We start from the raw sequence: 24,147 nt of genomic DNA on the forward strand, positions 1-24,147 counted from the left end.
TAACTAATGACTAAAAATGTTATACTTTTAGTTTTTGCTGCGCTCTTTTCTTTTGCAGTAAAAGCCCAAACCGGAACGATTCAAGGAAAAGTCGTTTCAAATCAAAACACACCAATTAACAACGTTAATATAACCTTAGTAAACACTAACAAAGGGACTACCACCAACGCGAATGGTGATTTTACACTTAGCAATTTATCGGCTGGTGACTACACATTACATGTTTCTTTTGTTGGTTTTAAAGAAGTTAATAAAAACATCACCGTTACAAATGGTACGCTTACAGTGCCTACAATTACCTTAGTTGAAGGCAACGAAGAGTTAAGTGAAATTATTCTTGAAGGACATAAAAACAAATATTTAAAGCGAGAGGCATCTTCTTCATTACGTTTACAAGGAGAGCTGATTGATTTACCACAAAATGTTCAAATTATTAGTAGTGAATTGCTAGCAGACCAGCAAGTAACCTCTATAATGGATGGGTTAACACGTAACGTAAGTGGGGTTACTATGCTAGAACACTGGGGACATTTTGCACGTATTAACATGAGAGGTTTTAGACTACCTGCCTTTAGAAACGGTTTCAACTTTTTAGATACTTGGGGGCCACTTGCCGAAGACATGAGTATTGTTGAAAGTGTAGAATTTGTTAAAGGACCTTCTGGTTTTATGATGGCAGCAGGCGAACCTGGTGGTTTTTATAACATCGTAACTAAAAAACCTACCGCCAATAGAGTTGCAAATATTACGCTTTCTGGTGGAAGTTTCGATTACTTGAGAGGCGCTGTAGATTTAGGTGGCAAACTAACCGACGACGGCTCAATTCTTTACCGCTTTAACGCCATGTACCAAACTACCGATTCTCATCGTGGTGACGAAAATGTAGACAGATATGGTTTTGCTCCGGCACTTACCTTCAATTTATCTGATAAAACATCAATCACTACCGAGCTAACTTACGATAAAGCCGAAAGTTTAATTGGTTCTGCATATGTTTTTGCTCCTGTTACCGATGGTTATGGAAGTTTAGATCGCGATTTCAAATTTACAGACACCAATTACCCGGCTACTGATATTGAGCAAGTTGTTTTTTACACCGACTTTAAACACCAATTTAATAAAAACTGGGATGTACAAGCAAAATTCAACTATTTACGATACGACCAAACAGGTAATTCTACTTGGCTTTGGAGCCTTGATTCTACCACAGGAGATGCCGTAAGATATGTTAGCGAATGGGATGCTTTATCTCTTGGTAAATACTTCCAAGCTTATGTAAACGGTAAATTCAATACAGGAGGTATAAGCCATAAAGTGATGGGTGGTTTCGATTTTACAGAAAAACAATACTGGGCAGATTGGGCAGATTTAGTTGTTGTTGATACCCAACAACCTTTTAATATCTACAATCCACATTATGACATTGATGTAGATTACAATTTCGATCGCTCTCAAAATGTACAGGATAGAAACGGTGGTACACCTTACAACGGAAATACGGTACGCTCATTTTATGCTCAAGATGAAATTGGTTTCCTAGAAAATAAAATCCGTTTAACCCTTGCTGGAAGGTACACTAATTTAAGTACTTTAGGAAAACCAGATAACGATAAAGAATTTACACCCAGAGTTGGTTTAAGCGTAGATATCTTACCTTCTTTTGTGGCTTATGCTTTATATGATCAATCATTTTTACCACAAGCAGGACGTACACTTTCTGGAGAATTAGTAAATCCAGTAGATGCTGTTGATATTGAAGGTGGATTAAAGAAAACTTTCTTCGATGGTCGTTTGAAAGCAGCTCTAGGTGCCTACCAAATCACCAAACAAAATATAGCATTCTCCGATCCTGCTGACCCTACAGGAAATTCGGTAATCGAGCTGGGAGAAGTACAATCTAAAGGGATAGAATTCGATTTACAAGGAGAAATTCTTCCAGGACTTAACGCTGTACTTAACTATGCTAACACCAATGTTGAAATTACAAAAGACCAAGACCCAAACTTAGTAGGTAATCGTGTATCAGGACATGCTAAACATGTTACAAACGGATGGTTTAATTACAATTTTGGAGAAGGTTCAAAATTAAATGGCTTCGGTGCTTCTTTAGGCTACCAATACCAAGTCGATCGTTCTACTTGGGCTTGGGCTGCCGATAACCAAAGTGATTTACCAGATTATTTTAGAATGGATGGCGCTTTATCTTGGAAAAACAAAAAAGTGCGTGTACAACTTAATGTAAATAACATTTTAGACGAGTATTTATACGCTGGCGCCAACTACGGTTCTTACCTTTATTGGCAATCAGAACCTGGTATTAATGGTCGTTTAACTGTAACTTATAATTTTTAACCTAAACAACAAGGCAGTCTCCTTATAATTTAAGCAGACTGTTTTTGTTATAAACCGCAACTCATGAAAAAAACAATTTTCGCAATATTACTTCTGGTATTAGCAACAACAAAATCGTTTGCACATTACCTTTGGGTTGAAACCAATCCTTACGGCACCATTGGTGAACAACAAGACATTAAAGTTTATTTTGGAGAATACACTTACGGCGTAATTGAAGAAGTTAAAGGCGACGCATTTTCAAACGTAAAAAACTTTACACTTTGGATAGTCGATCAAGCAGGCAACAAAACGCAATTAACAGTAACACCAAAAGCCGATCATTACATTGCTAAGTTTACACCAAAAGCAAATGGCGTTTATACCGTGATTTTAAACAACAACGATATTGACGTTATTGATTACACCAAATACGATTTCGGAATTTTCAAAACTCATTACCACGCTACCGCTAAATTTCAAGTTGGTAAAACATTAACCGATACTTCGGCAAATAACCCTGAAGGTATTGTGGTTAAAGATGTTTCGAAAAATCCAAACGAAGTTACGCTACAAGTACTCTATAAAAACAAACCTTTAGCAAACAACGAATTGCAGGTTTATGTTTCAGATTTGTGGAGCAAAACGCTGCATACCAACGAGCAAGGTGAAGTAACGTTTAAACGCCCTTGGAATACAAAATATATTGTAGAAACCACAACCAAAGAAGAAGTTCCTGGAACTTTTAAAGGTAAAGATTATGAATTTATATGGCATTGCGCAACGTATTGTTTGCCATAGTTAATTCAATTTTTTGAGTTAGTTTTTTTAGTGGAACTCTAGGATTTTTTAATCCTAGAGTTTGTTAGTTAATAATATTATGATAACAATAGCCTTATTTTTAAACTTTTTAGCATTTTATGTGCTGTACAATACCACAAAAAGAGTGGTTATCACGCCACATTTAGGCTTTGAAAAACACATACAGCAAAACATTAAATCCTCTAAGATTATTGGTCTTATGTTGCTGTTAATAGCATTAGTTTTTAATGTTATAAGCTTTGGCCTTGGTGTGGGCACATTGTTCTTTTTTATTGTTTTAATGACCTTTGGTAGTCTTGTAATCTTACTAGCTCCATTAAAACTTATCAATACCAAAACTTTAGTGCTCTTTTTTATAGCGACATTAATTTTAGAACTCTTATTTGTATAATTATGCCTGCAAACAAAAAACACCTTTCTACACCTTGGCAACGTTTTGCTAAAATAACCGCAGGCTTTATTGGTGGTTTTTTAGTTACGGTAACGCTTCATATGGCTTTAGCCATTTGGATAAACCCCGAAAATGTAATCATCACCTCATCATTTACAGGGTTTATGCTTTGGATTACTTTAATGATTTGGGCCTTTGTAGCTGAAAATGGTTGGAAAATCTGGGGTATTTTTATAGCACTTAGCGTTCTTTTTTACGCATTGGTTTATTTAGGAAACACTTACGTCCCGTTAGTTTAAATATAATTACATCTAATAACAACAAATTAATTAATGAAAAACAGAATTTATAATATATTATTCCACACGCATACTATTAGTGGTATTATTATTAGTGCAGCACTTTACGTGATATTTTTTGCGGGTTCGTTTTCGTTTTTTAGAGACGACATCGTGAATTGGGAACGGAACGATGCACCTCCTGTTTCAGATCATATTTTTTTAGACTACGACAAAACTCTAGACTCATTAAACAGCGCTCATAATTTAAACGGACGTGATGTTGAATTTACCAAATATTATATTGAAAACCGCGTAAGCGTTAACCTCTCACCTACCAAAGACACGCTTGCCGAAGACGACTTAAAAACCAATAAATTCTTTTACATTGATGCCGATAATTTAAAAGAACACACTTACGCCGACAGCTATTCTCTTGGCGAATTTTTATACCGACTACACTTTTTTGCTCAAATAAAATATCCGTTTGGTTATTATTTATCTGGCTTTGTAGCGTTTTTCTTTTTGTTTGCTATTGTTACAGGCGTACTCGTACATTGGAAAAAAATAGTATCGAACTTCTATACGTTTAGGCCACTGGCTAAATTAAAAACCATGTGGACCGATGCGCATACAGGTTTAGGAATGATTGGTTTGCCATTTCAATTTGTATATGCCGTTACTGGTGCTTTTTTTATGCTGAAAGCTTTACTAATTGCCCCAATGGTTTTAACCTTATACAATGGCGATGATGCTAAATTTTATGATGATTTAGGGTACAGCCATCCGCATTTTGAATATGCAAACAAACCGTTATCAACTTCATATAGCATTAACAGTTATATCGAAAAAACAAAAGCTGAATGGGAAAATTTCAATGTTACTCAAATTCATATTTTCAATTATAATGATGAAAATATGCATCTTTTAATTGAAGGCCATTTAGACTACCAAGATAAATTTAACGCAACGGGTGAAGCCCTGTACAACATAAAAAATAAAACATTAATAGAAAGTAAAAGTCCGTTTGAAACTAAAACCTATCTCGATGGTGTAAAAAATGTAATGTACAGAATACATTACGGTGATTACGGCGGTTATATTTTAAGACTTATTAGCTTTATACTTGGAATTATTTCGTGTTTTGTAATTATTTCTGGGGTTATGATTTGGCTTGTAGCTCGAAACAAAAAAAATATCCCAGAGAAAAAACGTAAATTCAACGAAATACTGGTTCGTATTTACTTAGCCATTTGTTTAAGTATGTATCCTATTACAGCAGCTTCGTTTATTGCTGTAAAAGTAGCTAAACCTGCAAGTATGAGTTTTATTTATAACTTCTACTTTATTGGTTGGTTAATCTTAACTTTATTATTCATTCTTAAAAAAGACAACTATTTTACTAACAAAATATGTTTATTATCTGGAAGTATTATTGGCTTACTTATTCCATTTGCAAACGGATTTATAACAGGCAATTGGTTCTGGAAAACTTATAGCAATGGCGATGTACAACTCTTTTTTATTGATGTATTTTGGATAGTATTAAGTTTAATTACGCTTTGGGTTAGCCTTAAAATAAAACGGAAAACCGTTTAAACAAACCACGCTTTCTTACTCGCTTTTAAATGTTTTGAAGCTTCTTTTAATATGGAAACAAACTCGTTATGATTAAAGGTTTCCAGACTATAAATTTGTAATGACCGAACCTGTTTTCTATTTGAATTGTTTTTTAAAACAGGAAACGCTTTTTCTAGCAAAATGCCTTGTACAAAAGCCACATCAACATAGGTTTTTCCTTTTAAAATATTAAGGTAAAGTAGTGGTTTTTTATCGATGCGATAAAACGGAATTTTGTAGCTATAATATTCTTCAGCTTCTGGTAATGTGCTTAAAATCGAATCTCTAACACAAAGCATTATGGATTGATACGGCTCTTTTTGATTTAAAAAATATTGCTCAACTGGCTTCATTTAAACTTAATTTCTTCCAAAAAGATAAGAAATTAGAATAAATGGGTTCTGGTGTTTCTGGAGATATTTCAAAATAACCTTGGTCAACAAAAAAATTAAAAACCAAACATTTATAGTCGTCACAACATTCTTCTATCTGATTCTGAATTAAAAATTTTGAAACTTTTTTCCTAAACGCATACTCCATATCGAGTTTGGTTTGCACATACACTTCGTCTAGCTTTGTTTGAGATTGCCAATTAATTTTCATTTTTAAGAGAGGAATTGATAACGATTGCAAAATAATTTATTTACATTAATTTAACAAATAATTAACATTGAAAACTAATTCTGAATTGGTAAATGAATTTACTTTGCATTTCAAAGTACTTTAAAATGGAATCAAAAGATTATTTAAAAGACATATCAGAAATCAAAAATTTAATGAATAAATCCTCTCGATTTATTTCATTAAGCGGTTTATCTGGAGTATTAGCAGGAATTTATGCCCTTGTTGGTGCAGCCATTGCCTATTTTTTAGTTAAAAATTCTGATCGCGGTTATTTAATTTTAGATGGTTACATTTTTAAACTATGCTTACTTATTCTCGCTTTAGTTGCCATTTTAAGTATTGCCACTGGAATTATTTTAACCACCAAAAAAGCGAAAAAACAAGGTGTAAAAATTTGGGATAACGCTTCAAAACGATTGGTTATAAACTTTTTAATTCCGTTATTATCTGGTGGTTTATATATTTTAATAGTATTATGCCAAGGTAAATACGGACAAACCGCTGCTTTGATGCTCATTTTTTATGGTTTAGCGCTCGTTAACGCTTCAAAATACAGCATTGGAGATATTAAATACTTAGGTATTATCGATATTATTTTAGGTTTAATAGCTGCTTCATGTCCTGGATATGGCTTTTGGTTATGGGTTATTGGTTTTGGCATTATGCATATTGTTTACGGCACATGGATGCATTTTAAGTATGATAGAAATTAGTGGCTAGTTTTTAGTACGGTAAATTTTAGTTTACCTAACTTGAAACATTAAACCTGAAACTTTGAATCAACAACATGAGCATCATTAATAATATAAATAAAGCATTCGATCACCGAATTAGATTAGGCATCATGTCTATTTTAATGGTTAACGAATATGCCGATTTTAAAATGCTTAAAGAATTACTCGATGTTACCGATGGCAATTTAGCAAGCCACACCAAAGCACTAGAGAAAGTTGAATATATAAAAGTAGAAAAGCAATTTATAGGTAGAAAACCAAATACCCGTTACGCGACAACAAAACTTGGCGAACAAGAATTTAAAAAACATATTAATGCCCTTGAAAAATTAATTAATAAACAATAAATCCTTTTTTTTAATCATTTACTTTGAAATTCAAAGTACTTTAATTTACTATTTATGGAAACACCTCAAAAAACAGCACCACCCAACCGATTTTCAAATTGGTTAAAAACATCTATCACCTCACGCATGGTCATGATTGGGTTTTTAACCTTAGTTTTATTAGTACCACTCACCTTTATTCAAAATTTAATACAGGAACGCTCTTTCCGACAGGATGAAGTCGTAAACGAGATAAACGAACAATGGGGCAACGAAGTACTTATTTACGGGCCTATATTAAAAGTGCCCTATAAAACCTATTCGGAAAAAATAGTGACCGACAAAAAAACTAAAAAGGTGTTTACCGAAACAAATGAAGTTATTAATTACGCTTATTTTTTTCCTGAAAGCCTCAATATAAAATCGAACATTAACCCCGAAACGAAACAACGTGGTATTTATAAAACCGCGGTTTACAATAGTAACATTGAACTTAACGGCAATTTTACAAAACTCGATTTTAGTGATATTGAAGTTTCGGAAAATGATATTCTTTGGGAAAAATCGAAAATAATTATTCAAACTTCAAATGTAAAAGGTGTTAATGAAGCGCATTTAACACTTAATAAAAACACCTACGATTTATCATCAAAATATAACAGTCAAACCAATTTAGCATACAACCAAGTTGCAATGCATACGCTAGAAACTAAAACATTTACTAAAAACCCGATAAATTTTAACGCCCCAACATCCTACACCATAAACTTCAATATAAAAGGCAGTAAACAAATTCGTTTTATTCCAACAGGAAAACAAACTGAAGCACATGTCACATCAAACTGGAAAACCGCTAATTTTATTGGGGAATTTCTACCTTATAATGGAGACAAAATAAGTGACGCCGGTTTTGATGCAAAATGGAAAATTCTTGATATAAATCGTCCGTTTTCGCAACAACATTTCAACAATTTACCAAATTTACAGGCGTTCGATTTTGGTGTTAATTTTATGATTCCTGTAGATGAATATCAAAAAAGCGAACGATCGGCTAAATACAGCTTTTTGGTTATTGGCTTAACCTTTTTGGTCTTTTTCTTAATTCAAACATTAAGTAAAATAAATATTCATCCGTTTCAGTATTTAATGATTGGGTTGGCCTTAACCATGTTTTACACACTTCTCATCTCCATTTCGGAACATAGTAACTTTTTTAAAGCCTATATAACTGCTGGTATTTCGGTAATCGTTTTAATTACGCTTTACTCCAAAACCATATTAAAAACCTTTAAGTTTCCCATATTTATTGGATTGTCCTTAACGGCACTTTACACCTTTATTTATGTAATTATTCAGTTAGAGAATTACGCATTACTAGTTGGCAGTATTGGTTTGTTTTTAATACTCACAACAGTCATGTTTGTATCTCGCAAAATAGATTGGAATAACGCATAAGTTTTATTAGTTAATTACCAAAACCTTGTTTCTAAACCCCAATACATGAAACAAGGTTTTACTAAAAACATAAAAACTAGGTTTTGACTGCGCTCAACCTGACAAAAGGCATAAACCTTTTTCAATTATATAAAACAACAGTAATGTTATAAAAAACACTCTTTAAAAATTTAAAAATCATGGAACAGATAAAAGAATTATCATTTAACAAATACAGCGCTTTAAGTATTTTATTTATTGCGCTATCGTCAAGCTTTTTTTTACTAGCCGTTAAAATGAAGCTTACACATGCCTATCATTATTTATTTTTAGTTTGGAACATCTTTCTAGCAGTCATTCCCTACGCCATTACCACATATTTAAAGCGCAACCCCAAACGTTATAAATTAAGTATGGTGTTATGGCTAGGTATTTGGCTGCTTTTTTTACCTAATGCGCCCTATATAGTCACCGATTTTGTGCATTTACAATACAACTACAGTCATTATTTTTGGCTCGATGCCCTTATTATTGCAGCCTTTGCTTTAAGCGGGTTATTATTATTTTATTTTTCGCTTTTAGATTTTAATAAAATCACTGCTAAATATCTTTCATATAAAACCAGTTTATATACTACTGTGACTATTTTGTTTGCATCGGCATTTGGGGTTTATTTAGGAAGATACTTTAGGTATAACTCTTGGGATATTGTAAGTAATCCAATAGATTTAATAGTTGATATTTTTCACCTTTTAACCAACCCAAAATCTATGACAAACCCTTGGTTATTCACCATTATTTTTGGATTATTTCTTTGCGGTGGATTTTGGATAATTAAAACATTAGAACAACAAAATTTGAAGCACTAACTAGTTCTTTCTGTTTTTCTCTTGAAGTTTTCTAACTATTGAAGCTGCCATATTACGAGGAATAATACGCGGTAATGTTGCTAAAAATTTATTAAACCCACCAGGAATAGCATAGGGTTTACCTTTTAACATGGCTTTATAACCATAAAGCGCGACCGATTGCGCACAACCCATGTTAAATTTTATTTTATTTTCTGAAGTGTTGGCAGAAACCGTTTCTTGAAACGCCGTTTTTGTTGGGCCTGGGCATAAAGCGGTTACCGTAACGCCTGTGCCTTTTAATTCGTTTGCTATAGCCTCAGAAAATGATAACATATAACCTTTTGAGGCATAGTAAATAGACATTAAAGGCCCTGGTTGAAAGGCAGCCAACGAAGACATATTTAATATTTTCCCCGAACCACGTTTTACCATACCATCTAGTGCTAATTTAGTTAAATGTGTTGCGGTAACAACGTGAACGTTTAGCATTTGAGACTCACGTTCCCAACTGGTGCTGGCAAAAGTACCGAATAAACCAAAACCCGCGTTATTTATTAAAACATCTAGAGGTTCGTTGTTTATGTCGTTCATAATCTCTTGAGCGACATTTACTTGACTCAAATCCTTTTGTAAGGTAACCACCTCAACATTATAGGACGCTTCTAGTTCGGTTTTTACTTGTATTAATTTTGAAGCATCAATATCAACTAAAAATAATTTGTAATTGTCTTTGGCTAACAAAACAGCCAATTCGTAACCTAAACCAGAGGCAGCACCTGTAACTAAAGCGGATTGTTTCATACCTCAAATAAAGTAATAATTATGGAAAATCACTCTTTTTCGTCTACAAAATCTTGTAAATAGCTAAATTTTGCGGTTAACTTACCCTTTTCGGTAATTTTGGCGCGTTTTAAAATACCGTCTTTATCTCCATTAAAAAACGCAGGAATAACGTGTTGTAAAAACATATCGCCAAAACCTTCGCTAGCATCTTGCGGTAATTCGCATGGTAAATTATCGACCGCCATAACTACAATGGCGTTTTCGTTTTTATAATCTATTTCCGATTCTGTCTGCGAATCGTAACCATAAATAGGATCTGCAATGGTTGATGCACGAAGCGTTGTTGCTACTGGTCCATCGACATCGCAGCTAATATCGGCGACCACTTTTATGTTAAAATCGGACGACTTAACATCAGCTCTGGTATATAAATATGGTGCGCCATCGCCGTAAAAATGACCGGCGATATAATAGTCGGTTACTTTTGCAAATCGCATAAAGTTAGATTGATAATCTTGTGGATTATTAAAAAAATCGATATTGTTAAGTACACGTCCGTCGCGGCGTTTATTATAATCGAGCACATCAATTTTGCAATACACAGGCTCGTTGAAGCTGTCGTTTAAATACTCCTTAACCGACACCGATTTTATACGCATAGCATCTAACATTTCTTGAGCTCCGTTTGCGACTTTACCACTTCCGGTTAGCAGTATTTTGATGTTAGGAAGTTCAATTTGGTTTAATTCGGCAATTAAAGCGGCTTGATTAGGCAACGGACCTGCTTTTGGTAACTGCCAAGTATTGTATTTTAAACCCCAAGCACGAAATCCGTTGTAAGCCCCAACAATGCCTGCAAATCTTCCGAAGCCTATAAGTCGGTTGCCTTTAGCATCGACAATGGTTTCATGGTCGTAAAGCTCAATATTTTTATCTAAAATGGCTTTTAATAATTTACGGTTGTAAGGTTGCTTTTTTATGGTATGCGAAAAGAAGAAATATTTTTTATTAGGAATTAATGCCGAAATAGGCACTTCTTTTACGCCAATAAAAACATCGGCATCTGATACGTCATTAACAACTTCAATACCTGCTTGTCGATACGCCTCGTCTGAAAACACACGAATATTTGAAGCTTCTACAACAAATTGGGCTTCTGGAAATTGCCTTTTAGCCTCAACTAATTTTTCTGGTGAGAAAACCACACGACGATCGGGTGGTGTTTTACGTTCTGTGATTATTGCGAATTTCATAGATTTTATGCGCCCAAAAGTGGCAGATGTTTTATTTTATGATAGGTTAATGCAAGAGTTATGCAATGCTTAAGTTCGGTTACAGGAATCGTTTCATTTAGATTAAAAATGATAGCTCTATTGCCTTCGAATTTAAAAACGCCTTTGTAAATTATTTTAAAAGTAGAAACGAGTTGCGAGGTGCATTGAAAATACATAGCGTATTGGTTGGGTGCTTTTGGTTTCCAATCGATTCGCAACGTACTTCCGTGTTTTGTAACATAACTGGGTTCATTCCATTTTAGGGTTTCTTCTAGTTTTTCCAAGCCTTCAACGTTGTCTGCGGTATTTAAAACCAAAGCTCGCAATGCATCCATTTTGAGTTTTACTTGTGGTGGATAATTATTAAATATTTCGGTTACTTTTGGATGACTGACAATTTGCATAGCACAATACAATGGAATACTTTTTGTTGTAATTTAAGTGTATTAAAACAGATTTACAAACTTTTTAATATCTTTGCCGCCCGCGTTAAGGATTGAGGTATTGTTGGAGCTCCTCGCAGAGAGCGACTACCGAAAGCCTGACGCACTTTTGCCATTAAAAGCAAAAGTGGGTAACGCACACTGTTTAAAAATACGCTTCGACTTCGCTCAGTGTGACAGTTGAAGTGACATAAAAACTTTTAATTGATGAGCTCCCGAAACAAGTTCGGGATTAATTCAATAACGTAAATTAAAATTTACTATTTCATTAAGGGGTCGACTGGTTTTGACAGCGAGATTAATTGAACGGTAAGCACGTGGTGTAATGGTTTTGAAACACCTAAAAGGCTAGACCAAACTTTAAACGGCGAGAATAACTACGCTTTAGCTGCTTAATAACTGAATTATAGTAAGTTCAAGCCCCGGCACACAAGGTGTGCAAGCTAAATGTCTCTAGAAAGCCCTGGTTAATGGCGTTCTTTTTTGAGGCATCGTAAAGATTAACTAAGATTAGGTAGCGCTTTGATGCCTTTTCGAGATTTAAAAGCTAAGTTGTAAGTGGGTTGTCTTTAACCAGCTTGCAATCGAAAAAATAAGAAAAGAATAAACGTGTAGAAAGCCCTTTGGTTACTTGTTTGGACGAGAGTTCGATTCTCTCCGACTCCACAAAAAAACGCTCTAAATTATTTTAGAGCGTTTTTTGTTATAAATGCCGTAAAAAAGATTCTGGATTGTTTAAAAACATTTTTGTTATGGAATAATGATCAGTGCATTCTAAATCCGTTTTAACCATACTTTGATTGGTCACCTCGTAAACAATTCTTGTCCAAAATCTCGCCTAACACGATGTAATTGAAAATTTGCACTATCTTTCATTTGTTGGACAATATGTTGAGGCACCTCTTCTCCTAAATTAAATTGATTTTGTAAATTAATATTGTTTCGGTGTACACTATTTAAATAACCGCCAAAATATTCTGCTCAAAAAAAGAAACCTACCGATCGCTCTATATTCCATTGCAACTTCAGATATTAAACTAACTGCTTCGCAGCCTCAAAGCATTTTTTAGAATAACTTGTACCATCCATATGCGGTAGTTGTAGACGATACGCTAAAGTCTGAAGCAAACTAGACTTACCTGTTCCATTTTCACCAATTATAAAAGTAATTTTGTTGGATAAATCAATATGCTTCCCAAATTTTATCGCTGGCACATCGTAAGGATAAGGCTGTGTTCTATTTATATTTAAATTTATTGATGAAAGATATGGCATGATTAAAAATTTTCAACACTAAATTTAAATGGATTATTTCAAATTTCACACTAAAACTTGCTGTATACAAGTATTACCCGCGCCTATCAATAACCAAAATAGGTTTCCTGCTCATTTTCGGGAAGCGGAGTTTTTCAATCGTTTCTTTTGGATGAAGCTCTATATTTGGCGTTACCCGAAGTTTGGCTCTAAAATGATCTTTTATAGCGTTTAAAAAATCTTTGGAATTGTTTGTCGTCGCTATTTTTAAGCAAATTTCGTCGGTACCAATACTATTATGGCTAATCTCGATAACATAACTTTCCACCTCGGCAAAATCGTTTAGAATATTATCCATAGCCGGCGGATATAACGTGGTGCCTTTATATTTTATCATTTGCTTTTTACGACCAACCACAGGTCCAAGTCGTAAGGTAGTTCGACCACAAGGGCAAGCTTCGGTGTGGGCTTTTACCATATCACCAGTTTTAAAACGCAATAGCGGCATGCCTTCAACCCCTAAAGTTGTAATTGTTAATTCACCTACTTCGTCTTTTGGTACAGGTTGGTTATTTTCATCTAAAATTTCAGTAATTATTAATTCTGGATGCTGATGCCCTCCTTGATTGTGTTCGCACTCGGTAAAGGCTGTATTCATTTCGGTAGAAGCATAAGTTGAATACAAATTAATATCCCATTTTGCGGTAATTTTTTCGGCTAAGGTGTTTAATGTAAAATCTTGATTTCTTAAAGATTCACCAATACAAATTGCGCCTTTTACACCAGATTTATTAACATCGATACCATGCGATTCGGCATATTCAATAAGTTTTAGCAAAAACGATGGCACCACAATTAAATAAGTAGGATTAAATTTTAAAATAGAATCCCATTGCAATTCTGGCACGCCAGCACCAACACGAATTATGGTGGCTCCTAATTTTCTAACACCTAAAAAATAGGCTAAACCTGCCATAAATCGGCGGTCTATGGTTGTCATAAGTTGCACCACATCGCCTTCTTTCACGCCTGCGCAAGCAAATGAAATAGCCTCGTTATATGCTAAACGATCTAAATCTTTATCGGTTAAACCAAAAATTACAGGATCGCCTAAAGTTCCCGAAGTCGTCACATAATCGCGAATTTTATGCTTAGGCACGCATAAAAAATCGTCGTTGTTTTTTTGTAAATCATCCTTTGTGGTAAAGGGAATTAGGCTTAAGTCTTCAAGAGTTTTTATAGTTGAAACATCAATATTATTTTCTGAAAAAACGCGTTGATAATACGCTGAATTTTCACTTAAATACGCTAATAATGATGCTAATTTTTCTTCTTGAAAAACTTTTATGTCTTGCAAAGATGCTTTCTCTATGTCGGGAATCATTTACAACTTCCTTTTTATTTTTTTAATATATGCTTTTAAATTTTCACGATCTGGCACCGTAGTTACTTCTTTGGTTAAAGCTGCTTCAAAATTAAGCAATGCCGCGGTATAATATTTCTTTTCGTAAAAATACTTTCCTACCAAATAATAGGCTTCCCAAAAATTAGGATTTAATTGTTTAAAAGCTTCTAATTTGTTGGTATTAATGTGTGTGTTATTTGAAATAGCTTCGGATAGCTTTCTACTTTCAACACGATAATTTTCATAATTTTTATAAGCTTCAGAATACAAAAACGGATCGGTTTCTATATTCAATGCTGAAGTTTGATTCGATTTAAAATCACCTTCCGCTTTTGCGAAAACATCATTTAAATTATAAGCCACAAATTCGCCTAAATTATATGGGTTTGAAGACACCCAAACCAAACCTTGCTCAGGTTTAAAAACCACACCATGATGCGCCAACAACTGATTTAAAGCTTTTTCGTTACCATAACCTAAGGCCAAATCGTGCAATCCTTCACGATTGCGCAACATAGCCACTGCTTTTTGTGGCGTTATTTTTTCTTCTTCATTTATAAGTTCTTGCAAGCGCTCGTAACGGTATTGTGAATGGCTATTGTGAATATGTTCTGCATTGCGATCATCGGTTTTATAAGCATCACTTTGAAAATGATTGGTACAAATTAACTGATTGGCATTAGGCACTTGATACACCCCAAAGTTTTTAGGCGACACCTCGATAGTTACTGCATTTTTATCGGCGGCGCTTCCTATAAATATAGATTCGGACACAAAAACTTGTCGTTTTTTAGCAATCGCCACAGCTTCTTCTATATTTGATGCATATTGCAAAATTTCTCGTGTTAAAATGGAAATAGGCGTTTTGGCCACTAACGGAATTTTAGACTTACCAGCATTTATAGTAACAGTTAAACCTTTTTCGTTCATCCCAGAAACCACTCCAATCATTCCTGGCCAAGTTACCGACATAAAATTGTAACCACTTTCGGGTTTTACAAAGGCTATTATTTTTTGTTTGGCAAAATCGTCGCCCGCATAAAAATCTAAATTCCGACCAATTAGCATGCTACCATCGCTTGTTTTATCGCCCCAAACGGCAAACGATGAACAACCAACCAAGGCCAAGTCTTGAAAGGCATGACCAATGTCGTGCGCACCGTGTAAATAAAGAATGCGCAAATAATCATCGGCAATATAATCGTAATCATCGCCAGCATATTGGGCTAAACCGTAAATTTCGGTTTTAAATTCTTCTGGAATGTGTAAATACATTTTGCGATTATACCACGCCATAAGTTTACGTAGTAACTTCTGCTTAAATTTTGATGGCACCATGGTTTCCACCTTTCCTAAAAAATAAGCTTCCTGTTTGGCAAATAATTCTTGTGTTAAACGCCCCGTTTTTAAACCCAATTGCAACGGATTGCCACTAACCAACAATTCCCATTGCCCTTGCTTATTTTTGGTAAGAAAGTTATTGTTTAAAGCAAATGTAGAATCGTTTATTGTTGTTCTCTCTGGTATTTCTGAAGAAAACTGAGTAACATCTGGTATATCGTGCAAGGATTTTTTAACACCACAAGACACCAGCATTAAAACAGCCAAAGTGCAAAACAATTTATGTACCGACTTAAAAATCAGTTTCATGCCAAAACTACTTTATGGTTTCCGATACTTTGGTTTCCTTATTAATTTTATCTACCAGATAATCCATTCCTAAAATCTCAGAACAGGTTATTACGCCACCAATAGTAACCCCTAAAATACCATGCATATTTAAACTTTGTCCTGTAAAATATAGATTTTTCACCTTAGTTTTTGGGGATACAATAGATTGTAACGGCTTGTTCACATCCTTTACATAACCGTACATGGACCCGTTGTGACTACCAATATAATCGCGATACGATAGCGGTGTAGATGTATAGTATGATTCAATACAATCGCGAATATTAGGAAACTTTTTCTCTAATTCATCAATTAATTTTTCGGCTTTTGCTTTTTTAAAAGCTTCGTAACTTTCACCTCTTTCGTTTTTCTCTTTAACGGTATTAAACGTATCGCTCCAACCTTCAACTTCATCCCAACGCATGTAAGTCATCACCGTTAAACATTCGGCAAAATCGGAGGTGTTTTGGCCCACTCCAAACGATACCATATAACCTTCTGGCCATGTTTCTTGAGTATAATCTTGCGAATCCCACATTTTTTCTACGTCGCGAAAATGATAGAAATTATGATTATAATATTTAAATGAATTTTCTTTAAAAACCACATATAAACTAAACGGTGCTATGGTATTTTCAATAGTGTTAATACGGTTTACATAGGCTTTTTTTAAAGGGCTATCTTCCCCTAACATTTGCAAGGTTAATTTAGGCTCGATATTAGATATAAACTTATCGCCTCGAATTACTTTTCCATCGGCACAAACCACCTGAGTTACTTTCCCATTTTCTGAACTAAACTCGGTAACCTTTTGGTTTTTATAAGCTTCACCTCCATGCTTTTTTAATTGCTTAATAAGTTGTTTTGTTATTTGGCTTCCACCATTAACACAACGATAAGCACTTTCTATATACGAGTTAACCGAAAGCGCATGCACATACAACGGCGTGTCTTCTTTATAACCAGCATACAAATAATTTGTTCCTGCCAAAACCCCTTTTAACTTGCTATTATTGGTTAAAGAATCAATAAATCCTTTTGCCGATTCTTGAAAAATTTCAATATCGTAAGGGTTGCCTTTTTTTACCGAATACAGCGGAAACTTTTGGCAAACTTCAATCATTTTATTGCAATAGGTTACAATAGCGTCCTTTTCGCTGGGAAACTTTTCAATAAGTTTTTCTCTAAAGTTATCATAACCTTGAGCGTATGGAAATTCGCCTTCATAATTATCGAAAGTCACGACATCAAAACCATCAACATCTAAACGTTTTAGCTTTAAATGATCCATAATCCCGATATAGGAAAAATAAGTGTGTAGATTTTGACCTTCATCTAACCCGCCAATATAATGTACGCCCGTATCGAAAATGGTTTTATCTCTTACAAAAGTTTGTAAGTTACCCCCGTATTGTTGGTTTTTTTCTAAAACACATACGCTATAGCCTTCTTTTGCTAAAATTATGGCACTCACAAGACCTCCAAGTCCGCTTCCTACAATAACAACGTCGTAGTGCTCCTTCATTAAATCGTTTTATTTTTTTGTTAAAATAGCTAGATATGTTTCTTCGTGCTGCACCGCAAATTGATGCTCTGAAACAAACTTTTGGGTTAAAATACAACTTTCTTTGAGTAGCACCAATGTTTTAATGTTTTCTGTTGTTTTTAATTGATTTGCGACTATTTTTGATTCAATTATTAATACATCAGCGGTATTTATTTTTTCCTCAAACCCTTCAAAACCATCATTATAATTTAGTTTATAATGTGTATTAGTCAAGTATGAATTTTTAAGGATCTTCCGAACACTTAAGTCTTCAATAAAGCTTTCAATTTTTAATGCAGGATTATTTAAAGCCATCAAGAAATCTAATTGCCCGTTTTTTGTTGAAATATGACAAACTTGTTTGCTGTCATGAAGCCGTTTCAAAATTTTATAATACTGATTTTTATACTGCTGCAAATCAGTTTTTACCCAATTATACAGCGCATCGCCTTTATACCTAAAATCGCATAACACTAAATGATGAAAGTAAGTGGCATCTTCATTTTCTTTTCTAAACTTTAAAAATTCAGCTTTAAAATGTTTGCTAATAAGTTTAGTTCTGGCTCTAGTTGTTTCTCCAAAAGACACATCGTTAGCTTTAACACGATCGAGCACTTTTAGGGTAATTTTTCCTTTCCTAATTATAAAATCACCTTTGGAATTTACTTCAGAATTCCCATGAATTAAAATAGGCAAAACATCTAAATTAAACTGTTCTGCCAAATAAAATGCGCCTTTATGAAACCTGTTAATTTTATTTGTAAACGAACGTGAGCCCTCTGGAAACACCATAATACTATAACCTTGAGCTACTTTTTCTTGTAATTGTTCCAGTCCGTTTTCAATACCATCGGACACTGGGAAATATCCAGCAAGTTTCATGGCTCGTGCATAAACTGGCGAATTATAAACCCAATCGTTTACCAAAAAAATAATTTTGGGTGAGACCATTTCAATCGTCAATGTATCTAAAAAAGAGGTGTGATTTGCAATAATGACTGCTGGTTTTTCAAACGTTTCATCAACATCATTAATGATTGTTTTGGGCACAAACGGATTAGATTTTAAAACTGAGGTTAAAAATTTAGAGACAATTTTATGAAACCTTAGTAAATAAGCGTCCTTTTTTGAAGGTCGTATTTTTATAAAAATAGTGGCTACTATTGATAATAAAACCGTTCCCAAACCGTAATACGTAAACGACATGGTACTATGCAACAACTCGAACACCGTTTTTGGTCGCGATGTTTTACTGCCTATTAATAATTTAAACAATAGAGGTTGAATGGTAAAGGCCATAACCATAGCCGATAATATTCCTATTATAGACACCACCGAAATGGTATATAGCGCCGGATGTTTTGCAAAAATAAGCACACCAACACCTAAAATAGTAGTGATAACCGATAAAACAATTGAGGTTTTATGGGTATTTAAAACGCGTTCGCCAGTGCGGTATTCATGCAGTAAACCATTGGTTACAAATATGCCATAATCGATGCCTAAACCAAAAATAAAGGAGGAAATTATAATATTAAAAATGTTGAATTTTATCCCCAAAAGTCCCATTAAACCTACAGTTGCAAACCATGTTAATGCAATAGGAAGCGCCGTAATTAAAGTTAATGATGCACTGCGAAACGAAATGAACAAAATAACAATTACAACAAGCAATGAATACCAAACCAAACGATTAAAATCTGATTTTAAATTTCCTAAAAACTGCTCGTTAATTCCTTTTCGATCTATAATAACAACGCCTTCTGTGTTTTTAAACTGAGTTGAAAAAGCTTCAATATTTGCTTCATCGAGCTTTACTAAAGATGAAACGGTATAAAAATTATCGCTTTCGCTGATGAAATCTTCAATATTTAAAACTTTTAAAACCGAATACGATGCAGGTTTAATATATTGAAACTCCTTATTAATTAAATTATAAAATTGCTGATGTGTTTCGGGCTTAAATCCTAATATTTTTCCGCTTTTAATTAAGTTGGTTTTTACTGTATCTTTTTCATTTTCACTCCAGAATTGTTGCCATTGTAGTATTTTTTCTTGCTGATGTGATTCGGATTGAACCAATGCGCCTACCGAACTAAAATCGATAATTTCACCGCTAGATTTTAATTGATTCAAAACATTAAAAACCAAATCGTTTACTTGTAAAGCCTCTTGCAACGTATTTCCATGAGCGGCCACGTAAACCGATTTTGATGCCACATTTGTAATACGCTCTAAATTGCTTTGAGCTTGCATAAGTTTAGGTGGCTCGAAGTTTAACTTGCTTAAATCTTTATTAAAACCAACCTGCTTATACGTAAATATAGAGATTAATAAAACCAAGGCAATGCCTATAAAAACAGCTTTCTTTTTATGAAAATTTATACTTGCAAACGCATCAATAAATGTATTTGAATAGGATTTTGAAGCTGACTTTTTATATAAATGCGGTATTAAAACTAAGGCAAAAACCGACGAACCTAAAGCACTAACACCTGCAAATAAACCTAAATCTTGCAGCGCTTGTGAATCTAAAAACAACAAACAGAAAAACGCCAATGAGGTGGTGACGCTACTCATTAAAACAGGTTTTGTAATGTCGTTGTATAAGGTTTTTATGTTGTTATTATCTCGAATATGAGTAAGAATATGCAAGGCATAATCGAGTGTTACGCCCAACAACACCGAACCAATACCTAATGATATAGCCGAAATTTTTTCGCGTAACACAAACAATACGGTGATGGCTAAAAGTCCGCCAAAAATAGTTGGCACAAACAAAATTATAGGCAACAATAACTTGCGATAAAACAAAATGAGAATCACCAAAAGTATGGTTAACGTAATGCTAACTGTAAATTGTATATCGTGTTTTATTTGTTTAGCGTTTTCAACAGCTACCAAGGCACCTCCAAAATAATCGACACTTACTTTGTTTTTAAAATTGCTATTTAATGTACTAGCTAAAGCATATAAATGCTTCGAAAGTTGTGCGTTTTGTGCTGTTTCACTCGACTTTAATTTTGGTGATATAAACAGTAAAATGTGTTTTTTATCTTTCGTTAGCAAATAACCATTGGAAAGGTTTAAATCATCTCCTAAGGTTAAACTTTGCAGTTTTTTTAAACCTAAAAACGATAATCCCAAAGGATCTTTTACTATGGTTTTCTTTAAAACAATCCCCGATGGCGACACTAAGGTTTTATAATTATTTTTGGTAATCGCATCAATACTATCTTTACTGAGTTTGTTTTTTATATGCTCATAATCTTCAGTATCTAAAAAAAGAGGCAAGTTGTTGTATACAAAATCGAGTGTGTTTACGGTGGCATCATCGTCAATTTTTCCTTGAATATTTTCAATATATTGGCTTGATGACGCGTTTAAACTATCAATAAACACATCAGCAAAATGGGTTAAATCGTTTACACTTCCGTTTTCCTCTAAAGCAATATTGACAATTATTTTATCGGCAAACTTCATCGATTTAAACACTTTACTTGCGTTTTCGTTTCCTTTATTTATAGGAATAAGTTTGGTAATATCTTCTTCAAATTCAATTTTAGTCGCAACAAAAATCAAACTAAAAAGCAACAGTAAAAACCCGAAAACACTTAGCGTTTTCCGATTTTGAATAGCCTTGTATATACCGAAGAAAATCTTAGCCATTTTTTACAATTACGTTTTTACGTCCTACTAAATTAAACAACAAAAAACTAAGCGCCGTAAGTACTATTGATGCCACCGTTGCCAGTACAAAACTACCAACAATATAGGTTTCCAAATGTTCTAAAATCACGAAATCTTTGGTGACCTCATCGAGTTTATAGCTAAACTCTACGCCATAAAGCCACTGCCCAATTTTTGAACTGAAATAAATGATAAATGGAATACATGGTGGTATGCTAACGTTGGAAAACGCAAAGGCAATGGTTTTGTTTAACTTAAAAAACATCGCCAGAAAAATAACCGTTACCGTATGAAATCCCCAAAGTGGCGACAAACCAATAAACACACCTAAACCTACTGAAAGCGCTTTCTTTTTTGGCGAATCTTGGCTCCCTAAAAAGTCTTCTAAAAAAAAACGTTTAATGCCTTTTTTTTTTAATCTACGAAACAAATTTCGTGGTTTTATATAAAGCAACATGATTAAAACAAGCACGGTATTAAGTACGCTAATTCTAGCAAAATCCTTTACAGGCCTAAAATGTGTAACGCGCTCGCTCAAGTCGTACAACACTTTTACTGGCATATTTTTAACCGCAACACCAGCCCAAGCTAATCGTACAATAACTTCAATTTCGAACTCAAATTTATTGGTGAAAAATTTGCGTGTTTCTATAATGTGTAACGGATATAACCTAAAACCCGATTGTGTATCATCAAGTTTAATACCTGTTTCAAACCAAAACCAAAAGTTAGAAAATTTATTACCAAAGCTACTTTTTTTAGGCACTCCTTCTTGACTCATATTTCTGGAACCAATTAGCAACAAATTTTTGTCGGGATGTGATTCGAGAGCTTTAACAAAATTAGGAATATCTTCAGGAAAATGTTGTCCATCAGAATCGATGGTTATAGCGAATTCGTAACCTTTTTTAATGGCTAATTTAAAACCTTCGCGTAGTGCTTTTCCTTTACCTTTATTCTTATCGAAGGTTATAACCTCAACCCTATCGGTGTAATTTTTAAGAATGTTTGATGTATCGTCGGTAGAACCATCATTTACAACAATAACGTGGTTTGAATAGTTTAAAACGCCATCAATAACCCGTGCTAATGTTTTTTGATTATTATAGGTTGGAATGATAACGCAAATGCTAAAATGGGTTGGTTCTTTTTTCATTTGCTTTTATTTTACTGAAAATGCTTTAAAAAACTCAGTTTGCTACTTGTGCTTTTTCTTCATCAGTAAAAACTTTCGATTGCAAGATATAATCTTCTATATAATTTTTCAAATGACTATCGGAAATACTTTTTAAACCACTTAAAAGTTTGGTTTTATCTTCAGGAATATTCTTTTTGTATCCTAAAATTTTAGGCGCATTTTCTTGAATTGTTAGCCGTATTAATCGGGCTTCCAAGTTATTTGGATGCTTTTCAATAGCATGTTCTACCCACGAAACGCCTTCAATAAACCCTTCTTTTTTATCTTTAATTTTCTCGGCACTTTTAGCTTTTAAGGCAATAACCGCGCCTTTATAAGCAACCAACGCTGGCTTGTCATTTTTTGTTACAGCAATTAAGATTTTATCGAGTTGCTCTGTTTTTTCAGTATTTTCAGCCGATTGTCTATACGTTTCTCTTACCGATTTTAAATCGATTTTTTGAGGTAAAATCATCAAAAACAGAACACAAGACATTAATAGTTTCATAATTACACCACCTTTAAATTCATGCTTAATTTAAGCGCCACTGTATCGTTAAACTTGGTTACGTTTTTTACTCTATAAACACCATCAAGTTCGGTAATATTTAAGGTAAATTCTAAATCGGGCGTAACTTCAGGATTAATAATTTCCATGAATTTCACGTTGCTCGACGAAGCCATAAAAAGCAATTTCCCCACCACTTGGCTCGTTATATCTTTTACTATTTGCATAATGCAAACACCAGGTGTTACAGGATTGCCAGGAAAATGCCCTTTAAAAACCTCGTGGTCCTTATTAATAGTTACCAAAGCAATAGTTTGCTCGTTTTCGGTTTGTAAACTGTTTATTTTATAAAAATCTTGTAATAACATTAGCGGAACTTAAATTTATAAATTAACCCCAACTGAAACACTTTGTTTAATTGGTTCTCATCATCATAATAGTAGGTCTCGTCTTCGTGATTGTAATTATCGTAATCGTTAAACAAGTCCAAATCTATTAAACCTTGTTTTATACGTGCTTCAACCGTTAAACCAAACGGAAATTCGTAACCAATACCACCTAAAATACAAATATCTATCGGTGTTATATCATATTCCACATCATCATTTAAAATATTTACCCAATTATAATCAACGTTTACATCTATACTCGGTCCAACAATTAAGTGCAATCCAGTACCTTTTGCTATAAAAAACTTGTTAGCCAAAGCCACCGTTACATAATTTAAATCGATATCTTCTCGACTAGAGTATAACGACTTACCGCCTTGGCTGCTGTAACCAATTTCGGGTTGTAAGGCATAAAACTCGGTAAATTTAATTTCACCAAAAAGTCCCGCATAAAAACTTGTTTTCGTATCTACTGATTCTAAATTAGTCACTTCAGCAAAATTTGCTCCAAAACGAAGACCCGATTTAAAAGTTACCTGTGCAAAACTTGTTGTAACTGCTAACAAAAACAGTAAACTAAAAAGATTCTTTTTCAT

General features: G+C 33.9%; 23 protein-coding genes and 1 other RNA gene. 10 read left to right on the top strand and 14 right to left on the bottom strand.

Translation table 11 applies throughout. The features are described 5' to 3' along the window. Positions 1-6 precede the first annotated feature (6 nt). From PK35_RS10805 to PK35_RS10825, 5 genes are all read left to right on the top strand, one after another. The gene (locus PK35_RS10805; protein ID WP_044626738.1) at positions 7-2,352 is read left to right on the top strand and encodes a TonB-dependent receptor; all 2,346 of its coding nucleotides are present in this window, start codon (positions 7-9) and stop codon (positions 2,350-2,352) included. Positions 2,353-2,415: 63 nt separating this feature from the next. Beyond that, the gene (locus tag PK35_RS10810) at positions 2,416-3,132 is read left to right on the top strand and encodes a DUF4198 domain-containing protein (protein WP_044626739.1); all 717 of its coding nucleotides are present in this window, start codon (positions 2,416-2,418) and stop codon (positions 3,130-3,132) included. A gap of 79 nt (positions 3,133-3,211) precedes the next feature. After that, positions 3,212-3,544, top strand: coding sequence for a hypothetical protein (locus PK35_RS10815; protein WP_044626740.1), 333 nt, complete (start codon positions 3,212-3,214; stop codon positions 3,542-3,544). A gap of 2 nt (positions 3,545-3,546) precedes the next feature. Further along, on the top strand, positions 3,547-3,843 hold the full coding sequence (locus PK35_RS10820) for a hypothetical protein (RefSeq protein ID WP_044626741.1): 297 nt from the start codon (positions 3,547-3,549) through the stop codon (positions 3,841-3,843). Between the two features lie 33 nt (positions 3,844-3,876). After that, positions 3,877-5,421, top strand: a complete 1,545-nt coding sequence (locus tag PK35_RS10825; RefSeq protein WP_044626742.1) for a PepSY-associated TM helix domain-containing protein — start codon at positions 3,877-3,879, stop codon at positions 5,419-5,421. On the opposite strand, the gene PK35_RS10830 is transcribed toward PK35_RS10825, so the two are convergent. Continuing rightward, a complete protein-coding gene (locus PK35_RS10830; RefSeq protein WP_044626743.1) occupies positions 5,418-5,795 on the bottom strand; it encodes a DUF1801 domain-containing protein in 378 nt (125 codons plus the stop codon). The two genes, PK35_RS10825 and PK35_RS10830, sit on opposite strands and share 4 nt — an antisense overlap. Further along, a complete protein-coding gene (locus PK35_RS10835) occupies positions 5,782-6,045 on the bottom strand; it encodes a hypothetical protein (protein WP_044626744.1) in 264 nt (87 codons plus the stop codon). The genes PK35_RS10830 and PK35_RS10835 overlap by 14 nt, the downstream gene beginning before the upstream one ends. Before the next feature lie 125 nt (positions 6,046-6,170). On the opposite strand from PK35_RS10835, the gene PK35_RS10840 reads away from it, so the two are divergent. From PK35_RS10840 to PK35_RS10855, 4 genes are all read left to right on the top strand, one after another. Then, complete coding sequence (locus PK35_RS10840) at positions 6,171-6,779, top strand: hypothetical protein (RefSeq protein ID WP_044626745.1); 609 nt, start codon at positions 6,171-6,173, stop codon at positions 6,777-6,779. Positions 6,780-6,853: 74 nt separating this feature from the next. Next, positions 6,854-7,147: a winged helix-turn-helix domain-containing protein gene (locus tag PK35_RS10845; protein ID WP_044626746.1), complete on the top strand. Its 294-nt coding sequence runs from the start codon at positions 6,854-6,856 to the stop codon at positions 7,145-7,147. Between the two features lie 54 nt (positions 7,148-7,201). Then, a complete protein-coding gene (creD, locus tag PK35_RS10850) occupies positions 7,202-8,581 on the top strand; it encodes a cell envelope integrity protein CreD (protein WP_044626747.1) in 1,380 nt (459 codons plus the stop codon). A gap of 179 nt (positions 8,582-8,760) precedes the next feature. Then, on the top strand, positions 8,761-9,429 hold the full coding sequence (locus tag PK35_RS10855) for a DUF1361 domain-containing protein (RefSeq protein WP_044626748.1): 669 nt from the start codon (positions 8,761-8,763) through the stop codon (positions 9,427-9,429). Here PK35_RS10855 and PK35_RS10860 read toward each other — a convergent pair whose 3' ends face one another. The 3 genes from PK35_RS10860 to PK35_RS10870 are packed head-to-tail and all read right to left on the bottom strand — an operon-like array spanning position 9,430 to position 11,872. Further along, positions 9,430-10,212 carry an SDR family NAD(P)-dependent oxidoreductase gene (locus tag PK35_RS10860; RefSeq protein WP_044626749.1) on the bottom strand — a complete coding sequence of 261 codons (783 nt, stop codon included), beginning with the start codon at positions 10,210-10,212 and terminating at the stop codon, positions 9,430-9,432. 29 nt (positions 10,213-10,241) lie between these two features. Further along, entirely contained in the window at positions 10,242-11,447 is a 1,206-nt protein-coding gene (locus tag PK35_RS10865) for an NAD(P)-dependent oxidoreductase (RefSeq protein ID WP_044626750.1), read from the bottom strand. 5 nt (positions 11,448-11,452) lie between these two features. Beyond that, complete coding sequence (locus PK35_RS10870; RefSeq protein WP_044626751.1) at positions 11,453-11,872, bottom strand: DUF1801 domain-containing protein; 420 nt, start codon at positions 11,870-11,872, stop codon at positions 11,453-11,455. A gap of 311 nt (positions 11,873-12,183) precedes the next feature. Here PK35_RS10870 and ssrA point away from each other — a divergent pair. Beyond that, positions 12,184-12,580: a transfer-messenger RNA gene (ssrA, locus tag PK35_RS17415) on the top strand. Positions 12,581-12,943: 363 nt separating this feature from the next. Here the strand turns inward: ssrA and PK35_RS10875 are convergent. The 9 genes from PK35_RS10875 to PK35_RS10915 form a co-directional block, all read right to left on the bottom strand. Then, on the bottom strand, positions 12,944-13,186 hold the full coding sequence (locus tag PK35_RS10875; protein ID WP_052825981.1) for an AAA family ATPase: 243 nt from the start codon (positions 13,184-13,186) through the stop codon (positions 12,944-12,946). A 73-nt stretch (positions 13,187-13,259) separates the two neighbouring features. Further along, the gene (gene flxY / locus PK35_RS10880) at positions 13,260-14,549 is read right to left on the bottom strand and encodes a flexirubin biosynthesis putative acyl-CoA ligase FlxY (protein ID WP_044626752.1); all 1,290 of its coding nucleotides are present in this window, start codon (positions 14,547-14,549) and stop codon (positions 13,260-13,262) included. Beyond that, positions 14,550-16,220: an acyl-CoA--6-aminopenicillanic acid acyl-transferase gene (locus PK35_RS10885; RefSeq protein ID WP_044626753.1), complete on the bottom strand. Its 1,671-nt coding sequence runs from the start codon at positions 16,218-16,220 to the stop codon at positions 14,550-14,552. Positions 16,221-16,227: 7 nt separating this feature from the next. After that, positions 16,228-17,766 (bottom strand): phytoene desaturase family protein, encoded by a 1,539-nt coding sequence (locus PK35_RS10890; RefSeq protein ID WP_044626754.1) that lies wholly within the window; start codon positions 17,764-17,766, stop codon positions 16,228-16,230. 9 nt (positions 17,767-17,775) lie between these two features. Then, positions 17,776-21,456 (bottom strand): MMPL family transporter, encoded by a 3,681-nt coding sequence (locus tag PK35_RS10895; RefSeq protein ID WP_044626755.1) that lies wholly within the window; start codon positions 21,454-21,456, stop codon positions 17,776-17,778. After that, positions 21,449-22,633, bottom strand: coding sequence for a DUF2062 domain-containing protein (locus PK35_RS10900; protein ID WP_044626756.1), 1,185 nt, complete (start codon positions 22,631-22,633; stop codon positions 21,449-21,451). The genes PK35_RS10895 and PK35_RS10900 overlap by 8 nt, the downstream gene beginning before the upstream one ends. Before the next feature lie 34 nt (positions 22,634-22,667). After that, the gene (locus PK35_RS10905; RefSeq protein WP_044626757.1) at positions 22,668-23,162 is read right to left on the bottom strand and encodes a hypothetical protein; all 495 of its coding nucleotides are present in this window, start codon (positions 23,160-23,162) and stop codon (positions 22,668-22,670) included. A gap of 2 nt (positions 23,163-23,164) precedes the next feature. Next, complete coding sequence (locus PK35_RS10910) at positions 23,165-23,530, bottom strand: ApeI family dehydratase (protein WP_044626758.1); 366 nt, start codon at positions 23,528-23,530, stop codon at positions 23,165-23,167. After that, the gene (locus PK35_RS10915; RefSeq protein WP_044626759.1) at positions 23,530-24,147 is read right to left on the bottom strand and encodes a porin family protein; all 618 of its coding nucleotides are present in this window, start codon (positions 24,145-24,147) and stop codon (positions 23,530-23,532) included. Before PK35_RS10915 ends, PK35_RS10910 begins: the two co-directional genes overlap by 1 nt.

It is taken from the genome of Neotamlana nanhaiensis (genome assembly GCF_000943555.1).
GTDB lineage: Bacteria > Bacteroidota > Bacteroidia > Flavobacteriales > Flavobacteriaceae > Neotamlana > Neotamlana nanhaiensis.